Raw genomic sequence first — 13241 nt, 5'->3', positions numbered from 1 at the left:
GTGTTCCGGCGCGGCCGTGGGCGGGTCGGCTCGTTCACACCCCGTAGGGCGTCGACACCTCGTACCTCATGACACCTCGTGGGGCGTTGACACCTGGTGGCTCGTCACACCTCGAAGGGCGTGATCGTCTGCTCGGCGCGCCCGTCGAAGACCTGCGCGGTCACCGGGTCGCCGCTGCCCCCGGACGTGCTGGAAGTCATGGCCCAGCCGGCGGAGTTCACCACGGCCTCGTTCATCACGTCGTACGTCCACTGCTGGGCGGCCGAGCCGTCACACGCGGCGGGTGTGATCTGACCGCCGACGGAGGACGGCGCGGCCAGGCACTCGTTGCCCTCGGCGCTGCGCATGCTGCCGTCGCGGGCGAAGACGAACAGCTGGTTGCCGTTGGGCGATTCGGCGCAGCCGTAGGTGATCACGCCGGTGGCGCCGCCGCGGTCCAGACAGGCGCCGTTGGTGAAGCGCAGGGGCCAGCGGGCGGACTGGCCGAGACCGGTCTCGGTGATCAGCGTCCCGTCGTCCTGCTTCTGCTGCCGGACCATGTCCTGACAGGTGCCGCTGGTCGACGTTCCCGTGTTCTCGGCGGTGAGGGTGCCGCCGTTGCCGGTCATCTTGCCCCACCGGTTCTCGGCGTACGCGTTGTCGTCGCACACGTACCGGGAGTCGTTCCAGTCGAAGTACTCCACCCAGCTGCTCCAACTGTGCTGGATCTTCGAGGAGTTCGGCAGCAGGGCCTCGCCCAGGACGAAGCTGGTGCCAGCGGTCTCGTCGCTCACGGTGACCTTCGCCCAGTGGGTCACGGGGTCGATCTCCACGTGGAAGGCGTAGGTGTCCCCGGTGACGGGACGGCCGTGGTTGACGGTGGTGTTGGAGCACTGCAGGTGCTGGCCCTCACCCTCGTTGTTCCAGCAGTGCGAGCCCTCGGTCCCGTCCTTGAACTGGAGGTCCTTGTCGGCCCAGGTCGACCAGAGGAACTGTCCGCTGTTCTGCTTGCCGAGCTGGAAGCCGGTGTAGGAGAGGTTCCCGTCGAAGTTGAACTGGTGCGCCCAGTACACGTCGCCGTCTCCCGGGCTGGTGACCACGGTGTTGCGGAAGTCGACGTCCGTCACGGTGTCGGTGGTGTTGAAGGTCCAGTCCGAATAGGCGCCGGGCGTCTGACCGGTGGCCGTGATACCGGCGGCCGCCGGCAGGGCGGACGGCGTCGGAACGGCCTCGGCCGTCACGGCTCCGGTCCAGATCCCGGAGAGGGAGAGGAGGGCGGCGACGGTCGCCGGCCAGGCGGACGGGCGGGTTCGAGGACGGGCTGGGAATGACACGTGGGGCTCCTTGGGAGAATCGGGAGAAATCGGGCGGTCGAGCATCCACAAGATTTCTCCGGCCGGAGGCGCGCGGCAATCGGGAGCACTACGGAGCGTGACGGATTTCCTGCCGGATCCGCCCGAACGCCCTGGTCAGCGGGACGGTCCTGGGGGAGGTCCGGGCAGGGGCGGGCGGCGCGTGGGACGACCAACCGGACGCATCCGGCGACCGCCGTCCGGAGCATGGCCGGGCGGCGCCATGACGGTCAGTTGGGATCGTTTTCGGTCAGGTCCGTCGATGTATCGATCTGGATCTATCAGCGACCTGATCACCGCCGCTAAGGTGCGGCGCATCCCCGCTGTTACACCCTCCCCGCGCCGCACCGACGGCGGGGAGACGACCGATCGGAACGGTGTCGCCGTGACCACGATCCTCCGCAAGCTGATGACCCGTACGGGGAGGGCGGCCGCCACGGTCGCCGTGCTCGCGGCCGCCCTCACCGGCACGACGGCGGCCGGCACGGCCTCCGCGGCCTCCTCAGCCTCGGCGGCCGCCGCAGCCGGCGGCTGGAGCTGTTCCGGGGCGCCCGTCCCGGCCGGCTACGTCATCACCATGTACAACGCCGGCGGCTGCAACAACCACGGCTCGTGGTACCAGCGGCCCGCGCAGGACCGCCTCTGGACCTGCTCCGGCTCGCCGATCGTCTCCGGCTACGTGCTGACCAACTACGACTCCCGGGGGTGCAGCGGCGTCGGCGCCTGGTACCACGAGCTGGTCCGCAACGGCGTCTGGACCTGCCCGTACTCTCCGATCCCGGCCGGGTACCGCAGCACCACCTACGACGCGCGCGGCTGCAGCGGCCTCGGCGCCTGGCTCACCGTGAAGATCTGAGCGGCGCGCACTGAGGACGGGACGGCGGTGGGCGACGGCGCGCGCCGAGCACGGGGGTGAACCCGCGCGCCCGCCCGACCGCCGTCCCCTCAGAACCGCAGGTCCATCCGCTGCTCGACCGCGTCGACGCCGAACTTGCGGGCCGGGCGGGAGACGGTGAGCTCGAACCCGGCCGTCGCGTAGAGGTGGTGGGCGGCGCCGAGTCCCTCGACCGTCCAGAGCAGCACGCCCTCGTACGCACGGGCCCGGGCCTCGTCCAGGGCCGTCTCCAGCATCCGGCGGCCCAGCCCCCGGCCCCGGGCGTCCGGGTCGAGGATCACCCACCGCAGCTGGCCCCAGCCGGGGCGCTCCTCCGCCCGGACGAGACCGGTGGCGCCGACCACCCGGCCGTCGATCTCGGCGACCCACAGGCGGCCGGGTGCCGCGCCGCCCTCACGGGCCCGGGCCAGCACCAACTCGGCCATCCCGGCGGCGACATAGGCCTCCATGGTCGCGTCCATGCCGTACTCGCGGGAGTAGAGGACGCCGTGCAGGGCGGCGACGGCGCCCAGGTCTCCGGGCCGGAGGGCCTCGCGGATGGTCGCGGCTCCGGGTGCGCTGGCGGCCATGCGGCATCCCCTTTCACTGAAACACTCGTTTCAGTGAAACGATAGAGCACGTGTCCGCTCCCACCAACGCGCCCTCCCACCCGTCGCCCCGTCCGTCATCCCCTCGGCGCGCGTCGGCCCGGCAGCCGTCCCCGCGCCGCGAGGACCTCCTCGCGGCGACCGTCCGCTACGTCGCCGAGCACAACGTGTCCGACCTCTCCCTCCGCCCCCTGGCGGCCGGGATCGGCTCCAGCCCGCGCGTGCTGCTGTACCTGTTCGGGTCGAAGGAGCAGCTGGTCCGGGAGGTCCTGGCGGTCGGACGGGCCGAGCAACTCGCGCTGCTGGAACGGTCCGAGGCCGAGGGCGGCAGCGCCCGCGAGACCCTCGACCTGCTCTGGGCGTGGCTGACGCAGCCCGAACACCGAGGGGCGCTGCGGCTGTTCTTCGAGGGGTACGTCCGCGCCTTCGGCCGGCGCGAGCCGTGGCCGGACTTCGGCACCGCCTCGCTGGAGGAGTGGCTGCCACCGCTGGAACGCGTCCTCGACGGCACCCGGGCGAACCCCACCGTGGTGCTCGCCGTCCTCCGCGGCCTGCTGCTGGACCTGCTCGCCGGGGTCGACGACGGGTCCGACAGCTCCGACGGGTCCCACGCCCGGCGCGTCCACGCCGCCTGGCACGCCTTCCTCGACGCCACCCTCGCCTGAGCCCCGGCCCGGGCGACGGATCCCGTCGGCCGACAGATGTCGCGCACCGACGGATGCCGCGGTCCCGACGGCCGCACCTCCGGCCGGGTCCGTCCCCTGCGCGGACCCGACCGGCAGCCCATGCGGCGCGTACGGGACTGACGCGTACGCCTGTCCCGTGCCGTGGGGATCGAGCCTAGGCAGGGGCGCTTACCGATCGCTTACCAATCACTGACGGCTGCGGCCCGCGACCGGTACGGCTGCGGCAACGGCAACGGCCCCGGCCCCGGCCGCTACCGGACGTCGCTCAGCTCCCGCGCCTCCGTGAGCACCCGCGCGGCCGACTCCGGCAGCCCGGCCGCCTCGTAGGCCCGGCCGAGCGCCCGGAGCGCCTCCGCGAGGAAGGAGCGCCAGCCGCGGGCGCGCCACACCAGCACGGACTCCTCCAGGTGGGCGACGGCCGAGGCGTGGTCCCCCGCCGCCAGGTCCAGCTCCCCGAGGATGCCGAGGGCCTGGGCGAGGTGGTGCCCCAGGTCGAAGCGGCGGGCGATGGCCAGCGCGGCCTCGGCCGTCTCCCGGGCGCGGCCGTCGCCGGTGGCCGCGTACAGCGTGGCCAGGTACAGCAGCGAGAACGCCTCCACGTAGCGGTCCTTGAGCGAGCGGGCCATGGCGAGCGAGCGCAGGAGCAGCTCGCCGCCCCGCTCCACCTGGCCGGCCCGGCCGTGGGCGGCTCCCAGGAACTGGATCGCGGTCGCCTCGAAGCGGGTGTTGCCGATCAGCCGCGCCAGCCGCAGCGTCTCGGTGAGGTGCTCGATCGTGCGGTCGAGGTCCGTCTCCCCGTGGGCGATGGCGATGATCTGGTGCGCCCGGGCCTCGCCGCCCGGGTGGTCGTGGGCGGTGGCGAGGTCCAGGGCACGGTGGCCGGCGTCCAGGGCCTCCTGCGCGCGGCCCTGGGCGACCAGGCTCCAGGCCGTCAGGACGAGGGCGTCGGCGGCCCCGCGCTCCTCCCCGACCTCCTCGAACAGGCGCCGCAGGTGCCGCGCCCGCTCCTCCAGGGCGACCATCGTCTGGGCGCCGTCCGCCAGGTCGACGGCCGTCCCGGAGCCGTCGGCCGGGGTGGTCCAGGTCGTCACCTCGATCAGGCCGCGGGTGAGCACGGCGGTGCCCAGGCCGTCACCGGCCGACCGGCAGGCCTGGAGGACGGCCAGGTGGGTGGTGCGCCACTCGTCGTACAGGCCGCGCACGTCGCAGTACTTCTCCTGGCAGGCGGCGAGGTCCCAGGCCACCGGCACCATGCGCAGCGCGGCGGCCTGCCGGGCGCTCGCGTCCAGGGCCGGCTGCTCGGCGTCGAACCAGGCCATCGGGTCGTCCAGCAGCGCCGCCGCGACGCCGGACGGCATCGGGTGGCGCGGCGCGGTGCCGTGGATCGGCGCGAAGCACGGCCCGGGCACCTGGTCGGCCGCCTGCTCGGCCAGCCAGAGCCAGGCGCCGAAGGCCCGTCCGAGCGCGGCGCTGCGGGCGGCCGGCTCATCCGCGGCCTCGGCGTGCTCGCGCGCGTACAGCCGGACGAGGTCGTGGAAGCGGTAGCGCAGGTGCGGCTCCGTGCCGGTCTCCTGGAGGAGCTGGGCGTCGATCAGCTCCTCCAGCTGGCGCTCGGCCCGCTCCGGCGGGATGTCCGCCACCGCCGCCGCGACCCACGGCGCGAAGTCGGGCGCGTCGAGCAGTCCGAGCAGCCGGAACGTCCGGCGGGTCGGCTCAGGAAGCCGGGCGTAGCCGACGGCGAAGCCGGCCCGTACGGCCAGGTTCCCCGCGGCCAGTTCGTCGAGCCGGCGCCGTTCGTCGCGCAGCAGGTGCGCGAGCCGGGCCAGGGTCCAGCGCGGCCGGGCGGCCAGCCGGGCCCCGGCGATGCGGACGGCCAGCGGCATGCCGCCGCACAGCTCGACGATCTGGGCGGCGGCCACCGGTTCGGCGGCGACCCGGCGGTCCCCGAGGATGCGGCGCAGCAGCGTCCGGGCGTGGGGCGCGTCGAGTTCGTGCAGGTCGACGAGGTGCGAGCCGGGCAGCGCCGTGAGCGCGGCGCGGCTGGTGACCAGGACGGCCGGGCGGTCCGGCCCGTGCCCGGCCGGGTCCGCCGGCGTGCCCGGGAGCAGCGGGCCGATCTGCTGCTCCCCGGCGGCGTTGTCGAGCAGGACGAGCGTGCGGCGGCCGGCCAGCAGCGTGCGGTACAGCGCGGAACGCTCCTCCAGGGAGGCCGGGATCTCCCGGGGGTCCGCGCCCAGGGCGCGCAGGAAGGCGGCGAGGACGCCGGCCGGGTCGGCGGGCGACTCGTCGGCCCCGCGCAGGTCCGCGTACAGCCGGCCGTCCGGGTAGTCGACGGCGGCGCGGTGGGCGCTGTGGACGGCCAGCGCCGTCTTGCCGATGCCGCCCATCCCGGCGATCACCGGCACCCGGCCGGCCGCCAGGGCGTCCAGGACGAGCCGCACCTGCTCGTCACGACCGGTGAAGTCCGGGATGTCACGCGGGAGTTGGGAAGGCACCCGGGAGCACCCCGGAACGGCTCGGGCATCCTCCCGGTCGTGCGCCAGCAGCGCCAGGAAGACGCTCTGCACCTGCTCGCCCGGCTCGATCCCCAGCTCCTCGGACAGCCGCCGGCGCAGCGCCTGGAAGCGGCGCAACGCCTCCGCCGCCCGCCCGTCCGCCGCCAGCAGCTCCAACAGGGCGGCCTGCACCGGCTCGTCGTACGGGTACTCCTCGGCGAGCGCCGTCAGCGCGGGAACGGCCGTCCGGGCCGCCCCATCGGCCTGCGCGGCCCGGGCCAGGGCCAGGACCGTGGCACGCACCTCGTCCTCCACGGCGGCCACCAGCGGGTCCTCCCGGTTCACCCGCTCCAGCCCGGCCAGCACCGGCCCGCGCCGCAACCCGATCGCCCCGGCCACGTCCCCGTCGGCGGCGAACCCGCGGAACCGCCCGAGGTCCACCGCGCCCGGCCCGGTCACCAGCCGGTACCCCTGCGCGTCCGACTCCAGCACCACCGACTCGTCCCCGAACCCGCCGAGCCAGCCGCGCAGCCGCGACATCCCGGTGTGCACCGCACCCCGGCCCACCCGGTCCGCCTGCCCCGCCCACACCAGCTCCAGCAGCCGCCCCACCGACAGCCGCTCCCCCTCCGCCAGCAGCAGGACCCCCAACAGCCCCCGCAACACCGCGGCCCGCGGCAACGCCTGCGGCACGGAGTCCACGGCGACCGCCAGGGGCCCCAACAGCCCGAACGTCATCTTCATCCGCTGCATCCGCTTCAGTCCCTCAGAGCCCACGACCGCCCTCGGCCCGCCCACGACCCTAATCCGGATTCCGATGAACAGCGGCCACCGCTCCTGCCCCGCCGTCGCCGTCCCGCCGACTCCACGGGCTCCTCCTCCTGGGTGTTCAGGCGAGAAGGATCTCCTCGGGCCTGCGGTTGAGCACCTCCGGGGATCGGCTGCTCAACAGGGCGTCGACGCACGTCATGAGATCCCCGCCATGATCCTGGACGGCAATCTCGCGCAGTTCCCTGACCAGGTCCTGCCCGTTGATCAGAACCACCGGGTACTGGTCCTCGACCATCTCCAACTGCGCTGGCTCGGAGTAGGAACCGGTGGTGACGTACACGCCGATCCAGCCCCGCTTGAGACGGGCCACCACGCGTGCGATCTGTTCGGCCGATACGAGGCTGTCCGGCTTGATGCACTTGGCCTGCCCGAGGACGACCAGCTTCGTGCCGGCCAGGCCGCTGCCGAGATCGAGCCGCCCGACGAAGTCGGCACCACCGTCGCCGGAACGACGGGTGAGCCAACCCTCCTTGTAGCTGTGCCCGGAGCCGCGCATCACCTTCTCGGCGACGACCGCTGCCAGAATCTCGAAGGCGTGCTTGTCGTCGTCGAACCGCTGGTAGACCGCCTGAAGGTCCGCCTCGATGGAACTGCCGGCCGTCGGGCGCTGGTCACGCACCTTGACCACCTGGCTGCGGGCCACCCGCCGACGCACCTTCGGCAGGACCGAGTGACCGTGCTTGACCCAACCTCGCCATGCTGCGGGTGCCAGCTTCAGGATCTCGGCATCGGACCGGCCAGGGTCCCGTCGGGCGGTGATCCAGTCCCAGGACAGCTTGTCGTCCTCCTCGGTGAGGTCGATGACCGCGAGATCGAACACGTAGTTGGTGAACGTCGTCTTCGTCGCGCCTCCCCACTGGACGACACGTTCTGCCCGTTCGATCAAGGCCGCGCCGCAGAACTGGACCTGGCCCTTGTCCCTGCCGTTGTGCGGGACGGAACGGAAGAGCAGCAGCGGCGCGGCAGCAGCCCTTCCCTCGGGCGTGGGTGCCTGGTGGCTGTCGAAGGCCTCCAGGAGCGCCGCGTTGCCCGTGGTGCCACCGACCGGCTTCATCGTTTCGGGCTTGTGGTCACCGAAGTAGCGGACATGTCCGTTGTCCACGTCGAACACGTCGTGCCACGGGGTCTGTTCCGAGCCCGCCTTCCAAGGGCTCGACCGGATCATCACAGCCGGTCGCCGCAGCCCGGCCACCGTCTTGACCTTGGCCATGGGGTTGATGCCCTTTTCGAGCTGGGCACGTGGCCGGCCGGGGCTTTCAGTGACGAAGTAGAAGTTGTCGAATCCGTCGACGGTCGCCGGCGTCGCGTCCTTCGTAGCCGCGTACCTGAGCACACTGCCCACGTGCAACGAACTTCCCACGGTTCCCCCTTCGGCACGACCTGTCCCATCCATGATCTTGTCAGATCAGTCCGACAAGCAGATGGACGGGCGAGTCGTGATGCCGATCTACCTCGGGCATCGGTCGGCCTGGGGCAGACGGGTGGAAGGACACGGGGCAAAGCCTCAGCGCGGATCCACAGCCTGGCTTCGCGACCTACTGTGTGCTGCCCTCACGGACCAGGTTGTGTCCGCGGGCCGTGTGTAGCCAACGACGGCGGACGGCGACGACCTGCCCTCCTTCAGCGCCGCACCTCGACGCTGGCCCCGGCCGCGCGCAGCTCGCCCGCTACGGCCTCGGCGAGGTCCGAGGTCACGTCGTCGAGGATGGTCGCGGGAAGCCGCCCGAGGAGGAGCTTGCCGTGCCACAGGCTGAGCCCGGTCCGTCGCCTGACGGCCTTCGCGACCTCCAGGACGTGCGGGCCCGGATCGGTCACCACGACGCTGATGGGCCCCTCGTCACAGACCAGCTCGCCGTACAACTCCCCACCCCTTTCGCTCCGTTGCCCGGAGGGTAGGCGGTCCCCCCGCACCCGGTCCCCGGAATTGTCTTCCGCCCGGCTCGCGGCGGCACCTCGGCCGCCGACCGGAACGACACGACGGCAAGGCGTGGCTGCCGGGCCCGTGAGGGTCTCGGGCCCGGCAGCCGACCGGCCTACTGTGCCGCCGTCTTCATGTAGGTGCTCCAGATGCGGGTCGGGAGGGCGGCGTCGGAGGTGTCCGGGGTGGCGCCGCCGAGGCCTTCGAGGGAGAGCAGCTTCATGTCCTTCAGGTCCGCGCGGAAGATGGTGACCGCCGTCGACAGCTGCCCGTTGTAGCCGACGAACCACCCTGCCGTACGGTCCGCGGTGGTGCCGGGTTTGGCGGCCAGGCCGGGGCCGGCCTCCGCTGCCGGTTTGGCGGCGCCGTCGCGGACGGAGCCCTTGAGTGCCGCGTCCACCTCGGCCGCGACCGACGGGGTCAGTGCCTGGGTGGCGGCGGGCAGGCGCAGGGGGAGCTGGGCGCCGTTGCGGGAGATCCTGAGGACGGAGTACGGGTCGGTGTGGCTGCCGCCGGCCGCGAAGGCGGCGTACGCGTCGGCGGTGCGGACGGCGCTGGGGGTGGAGTTGCCGACGCCGAGGGCGGGGACGAGTTCGCCCAGGCTGTTGGGGAGCAGGCCGAGGTCGGTGGCGGTCTTCTGCACCCGGTCCAGGCCGACGTCCATGCCGAGCTGCATCAGCGGCCCGTTGACGGACTGTTCGACCGCGTTCCGCAGGGTGACCGTGCCCCAGTTCCGCCTGCCGTCGTTGGCGGTCTTGACGATCTTCCCGTCCCGTCCCCAGTACGGCCCTTCCGGGGTCATCACGTTCACCCCGTCGTCGCCGTTGTAGGGGGTGGCGGGCGTCACCGGGGTGCGGTCGCCGCCCCGTTGGCGCTGCACTCCCTGGCCGAGCCCGGCGGCGTACACCACCGGTGTGAAGGCCGAACCGATCGGCACCGTGGTGGTGTTGGCGTTGTTGAAGCCCTGCTTGAGGTAGTCGGTGCCGCCGTAGAGCGCGACGATCCGGCCGTCCGGGGCCACCGAGGCGGCGCCGACCTTCAGGAGCTTGTCGGCCTCCCGGTTGTCCGGGTCGATCCCCGCGGTGCCCTCCCGTACGGCGGCGGCCAGGGCGTCGACCCTCGGCTTCTCGAAGGTGGTGCGGATCTGGTGGCCGCCGAGGTCGAACTGGGCCGGGGTGATGTCGCTGTGGCTCTCCACGTAGGCGCGGGCCATGTCCACCAGGTACCCGGTCTGGCCGCTCAGCCCCGCCGACTTCGGCTGCGGCCTGGGCTCGGGGAACACGGTGTACTTGGCGCGCTCGGCGGCGGACAGCTTGCCGACCTCCACCATCCGGTCCAGGATCCACGACCAGCGCTCCTCGGCGCGCTCCCGGTTCTCCGCGCTGACCGCCGGGTCGTACTGCCCGGCGCCCTTCAACAGCGCTGCCAGGAAGGCGCCTTCGCTCGGGTCGAGCTGGGAGACGTCCTTGCCGTAGTACGCCGCCGCGGCGCGCTCGATGCCGTAACTGCCGCGCCCGAACCAGCTGGTGTTGAGGTAGCCGGCCAGGATGTCCTGCTTGCTCATCCGGTCGTCCAGCTTGATCGCGATGACGATCTCGCTGAGTTTGCGGGACATGTCCTGGCGCTGGTTCAGGTAGATGTTCTTGACGTACTGCTGGGTGATGGTGGAGCCGCCCTGGGTCTCACCGCCGGTGACCATCTGGACGACGGCGCGCCCGATGCCGGTGACGGAGATGCCCGGGTCGTCGTAGAAGGTCTCGTTCTCGGCGGCCAGCACCGCCCACTGCACCGGCTCCGGCACCTGGCCGAGCGGCACCTCCTGCCGGTTGGTCGGACCGATCCGCGCCATCTCACTGCCGTCCGCCCAGTAGTAGACGTTGTTCTGCTGGGTGGCGAAGGAGTTCAGGTCCTCCGGGACGGCGGTGTGCGCGTAGAACCAGAGCAGCCAGCCGCTCAGCCCGGCCGCGCCCGTCCCGGCCACCAGCAGCAGCTGCCGCCAGGACGGGAGCCAGCGGCGGACGCCGCGCCGGCCGCGGCGCGGGTAGTCGATCCGCAGGGACGGGCGCCGGCCCCGGAACGGACGCGACCCGCGTAACGGCCGGGGGCGCGGGCGCGGCAGGAAACGTCGGCGTCGGCGCCCGGGCGTCTCCTTCTCGGCGGTCTCGCCGGCGGTCTTCTCGGCGGTCTCCTCGGCCACGCCCTCGGCCGTCTCCCCGGCCCCGTCTTCGGCCACGTCTTCGGCCCCGCCGTCTTGCTGAGCACGCACAGTCCGGTCTCCGATTCGCTCGTGGGCTGACCCTCCGTACACATAGACGTGATGAGAACATCAGTACGTATGCCTGGCTTTGGTGTGATCATGGTCATACTGCGCTCGACGGGTGGGACGTGAGCGTCCGACGGGCGGGCCGCGGACCGTGGACGAACAGCCCGCGGACGCCCGCCCGCGCCGAACCCGGTCCGCGCCAGCCCCGGCGTGCCGCCAGAATGGCGCCATGAGGATGATCCAGACCGCGCTCGGCACGCTGCTGCTCCTGCTGATCATCGGCAGCATCCTGCGCACGCTGGTCGTTCCGCGCGGCCTCTACTCGGCGCTGGTGATGCGGCTCTGGCGGGTGCTGCGCACGCTGCTGCGGCTGTCCGCCGGGCCGAACCGCGGCTACCTCGCGCAGGACCGGGCGCTCACCTGGCTGGCGCCGCTGGTGCTCCTCGGCATGCTCGGCGTCTGGCTCAGCTGCATGCTGACCGCCTACACCCTGCTGCTGCACGGCACCTCCGAACTGAGCTGGTCGGTCTCCGTGCGCGAGGCCGGGTCCAGCCTGTTCACCCTCGGTTTCGCGAGCGGCGAGCGGCTCCACCTCTCCGCGATCGACTTCCTGGCCGCCGCCAGCGGCCCGCTGGTCATCGCCCTCCAGATCGCCTACCTGCCGACCCTCTACGCCGCCTACCAGCGCCGCGAGACCGAGGTGACCCTGCTGCAGTCCCGGGCCGGCGAGCCCGCCTGGGGCCCCGAGCTGCTGGCCCGCCAGTCCCTGGTGGACACCGAGACGGCGCTCCCCCAGCTCTACCGGGACTGGGAGCGGCTGGCCGCCGACATCGGCGAGAGCCACTCCAACTACCCGGTGCTGCTCTCCTTCCGCTCCCCGCAGCCCCACCGCAGCTGGGTGGTCGGGCTGATCGCCGTGATGGACGCCGCCGCCCTGCACCTGGCGCTCTGCCCGCGCTCGGCCCCGCCCGAGGCCCGGCTGGTGATCCGGGCCGGCTTCACCGCGATGCGCGACATCGGCCGCTCGCTGCGGATCGACTTCGAAGCGGACCCGGACCCGGACATCCCGATCCGGCTGACCTACGCCGAGTACCTGGGCGCCGTCGCGATGATCACCGCGGCCGGGTTCCCGCGCGAGCGCCCGGTCGAGGACGCCTGGGCGCACTTCCACGGCTGGCGGGTCAACTACGAGGCGCTGGCGTACGAACTGGCCCGGCGCAGCGACGCCGTCCCGGCGCTGTGGACCGGCCCGCGCGACTTCCGCGCCCCCGTCATCCCGCCGAGCCGCCCCACCGACCGCCGCCCGTCCTCGACCCCGCCGCCGGGGACACCGCTGCCGCCGCTGCCGCCCGCCTGAGCGGACGGACCAGACCGACCGGGCGGAGCGGGCGGAGCGGGCGGACGGGACCGACCCGGGCGGACCGGGTACACTCGTCCGGAGTACGTGCCGTTCAGGAGCACGCAGGGGCAGAGGAAGAAGAGGGAGGTGGGGTTGATGACCGCGCTCAAGGCCGCCATGCGCAGCGTCCGGGTCTCCCTCACGTCCCGGGCCGCGGCCTGACCTCCTCCTGTCCCGCCTCGCCGGGGGCGTGAGCCCGCGGGGCCCGCACGAACACTCCTCAGGAACGGATCTCCGTCCACCATGCGCAACTGGATCACGCGTGCCGAGACCGGCACCGACATCCCGACCATCCGCGACATCAACCTCGCCGCCTTCGGAACTCCCGCCGAGGCCGACCTCGTCGACGCGCTGCGCGCCGACGCCTCCTGGATCGAGGGCCTGTCCCTCGTCGCCACCACCGAGCACGGCACCGACGAGCAGGGCACTGGTGAGCACGGCACCGCCGTCGGCCACGCCCTGCTGACCCGCTGCCACATCGGCGACGTCCCGGCCCTGTGCCTGGCCCCGTGTGCCGTGCTCCCCGCGTACCAGCGCACCGGCGCCGGCTCCGCCGCCGTCCGCGCCGCACTGGACGCGGCACGGGACCTGGGCGAGCGCCACGTCGTCGTCCTGGGGCACCCGGACTACTACCCGCGGTTCGGCTTCACCCGCGCCTCCGCCCACGGCATCGGCCTGAGCATCGAGGTCCCGGACGAGGCGCTGATGGCCCTCGCCCTGGACGCCGGCCACCCGCTGCCCGCGGGCACCGTCCGGTACGCCGCGCCGTTCGGCATCTGACGGACGACGCCGGGCGGGGCACCTGGGTGCCCCGCCCGGCGTCCTTCCCTACTGTC

10 protein-coding genes are annotated in these 13241 nt (G+C 72.9%); 4 read left to right on the top strand and 6 right to left on the bottom strand.

The annotated features are described in order from the left end of the window. Positions 1-104: 104 nt before the first annotated feature. On the bottom strand, positions 105-1313 hold the full coding sequence (locus ACLWS4_RS12250; RefSeq protein WP_143204599.1) for an RICIN domain-containing protein: 1209 nt from the start codon (positions 1311-1313) through the stop codon (positions 105-107). 403 nt (positions 1314-1716) lie between these two features. On the opposite strand from ACLWS4_RS12250, the gene ACLWS4_RS12245 reads away from it, so the two are divergent. Further along, positions 1717-2187, top strand: coding sequence for a hypothetical protein (locus ACLWS4_RS12245; protein ID WP_375877022.1), 471 nt, complete (start codon positions 1717-1719; stop codon positions 2185-2187). A gap of 89 nt (positions 2188-2276) precedes the next feature. Here the strand turns inward: ACLWS4_RS12245 and ACLWS4_RS12240 are convergent, their stop codons facing one another. Continuing rightward, positions 2277-2795: a GNAT family N-acetyltransferase gene (locus ACLWS4_RS12240; protein ID WP_375877023.1), complete on the bottom strand. Its 519-nt coding sequence runs from the start codon at positions 2793-2795 to the stop codon at positions 2277-2279. A gap of 50 nt (positions 2796-2845) precedes the next feature. Here ACLWS4_RS12240 and ACLWS4_RS12235 point away from each other — a divergent pair, with 50 nt between their 5' ends. Beyond that, the gene (locus tag ACLWS4_RS12235; protein ID WP_416874098.1) at positions 2846-3478 is read left to right on the top strand and encodes a TetR/AcrR family transcriptional regulator; all 633 of its coding nucleotides are present in this window, start codon (positions 2846-2848) and stop codon (positions 3476-3478) included. A 272-nt stretch (positions 3479-3750) separates the two neighbouring features. Here ACLWS4_RS12235 and ACLWS4_RS12230 read toward each other — a convergent pair whose 3' ends face one another. The 4 genes from ACLWS4_RS12230 to ACLWS4_RS12215 form a co-directional block, all read right to left on the bottom strand. Further along, positions 3751-6738, bottom strand: a complete 2988-nt coding sequence (locus tag ACLWS4_RS12230) for an ATP-binding protein (RefSeq protein ID WP_416874097.1) — start codon at positions 6736-6738, stop codon at positions 3751-3753. A 145-nt stretch (positions 6739-6883) separates the two neighbouring features. Further along, a complete protein-coding gene (locus tag ACLWS4_RS12225; protein ID WP_388045689.1) occupies positions 6884-8167 on the bottom strand; it encodes a restriction endonuclease in 1284 nt (427 codons plus the stop codon). A 278-nt stretch (positions 8168-8445) separates the two neighbouring features. Next, positions 8446-8685 (bottom strand): ribosomal protein L7/L12, encoded by a 240-nt coding sequence (locus ACLWS4_RS12220; RefSeq protein WP_074003686.1) that lies wholly within the window; start codon positions 8683-8685, stop codon positions 8446-8448. Positions 8686-8858: 173 nt separating this feature from the next. After that, on the bottom strand, positions 8859-11009 hold the full coding sequence (locus ACLWS4_RS12215; RefSeq protein WP_416874096.1) for a transglycosylase domain-containing protein: 2151 nt from the start codon (positions 11007-11009) through the stop codon (positions 8859-8861). Between the two features lie 226 nt (positions 11010-11235). Here ACLWS4_RS12215 and ACLWS4_RS12210 point away from each other — a divergent pair, with 226 nt between their 5' ends. Both ACLWS4_RS12210 and ACLWS4_RS12205 read left to right on the top strand, forming a co-directional pair. Beyond that, the gene (locus tag ACLWS4_RS12210) at positions 11236-12363 is read left to right on the top strand and encodes a hypothetical protein (RefSeq protein WP_074003687.1); all 1128 of its coding nucleotides are present in this window, start codon (positions 11236-11238) and stop codon (positions 12361-12363) included. A 285-nt stretch (positions 12364-12648) separates the two neighbouring features. Next, a complete protein-coding gene (locus ACLWS4_RS12205) occupies positions 12649-13185 on the top strand; it encodes a GNAT family N-acetyltransferase (protein WP_074003688.1) in 537 nt (178 codons plus the stop codon). Positions 13186-13241: the final 56 nt, after the last annotated feature.

The organism is Kitasatospora sp. SC0581 (assembly GCF_048159585.1).
GTDB lineage: Bacteria > Actinomycetota > Actinomycetes > Streptomycetales > Streptomycetaceae > Kitasatospora.
Note: the sequence above shows the minus strand (reverse complement) of the source record. Positions and strands in the feature narration are given on the sequence as shown.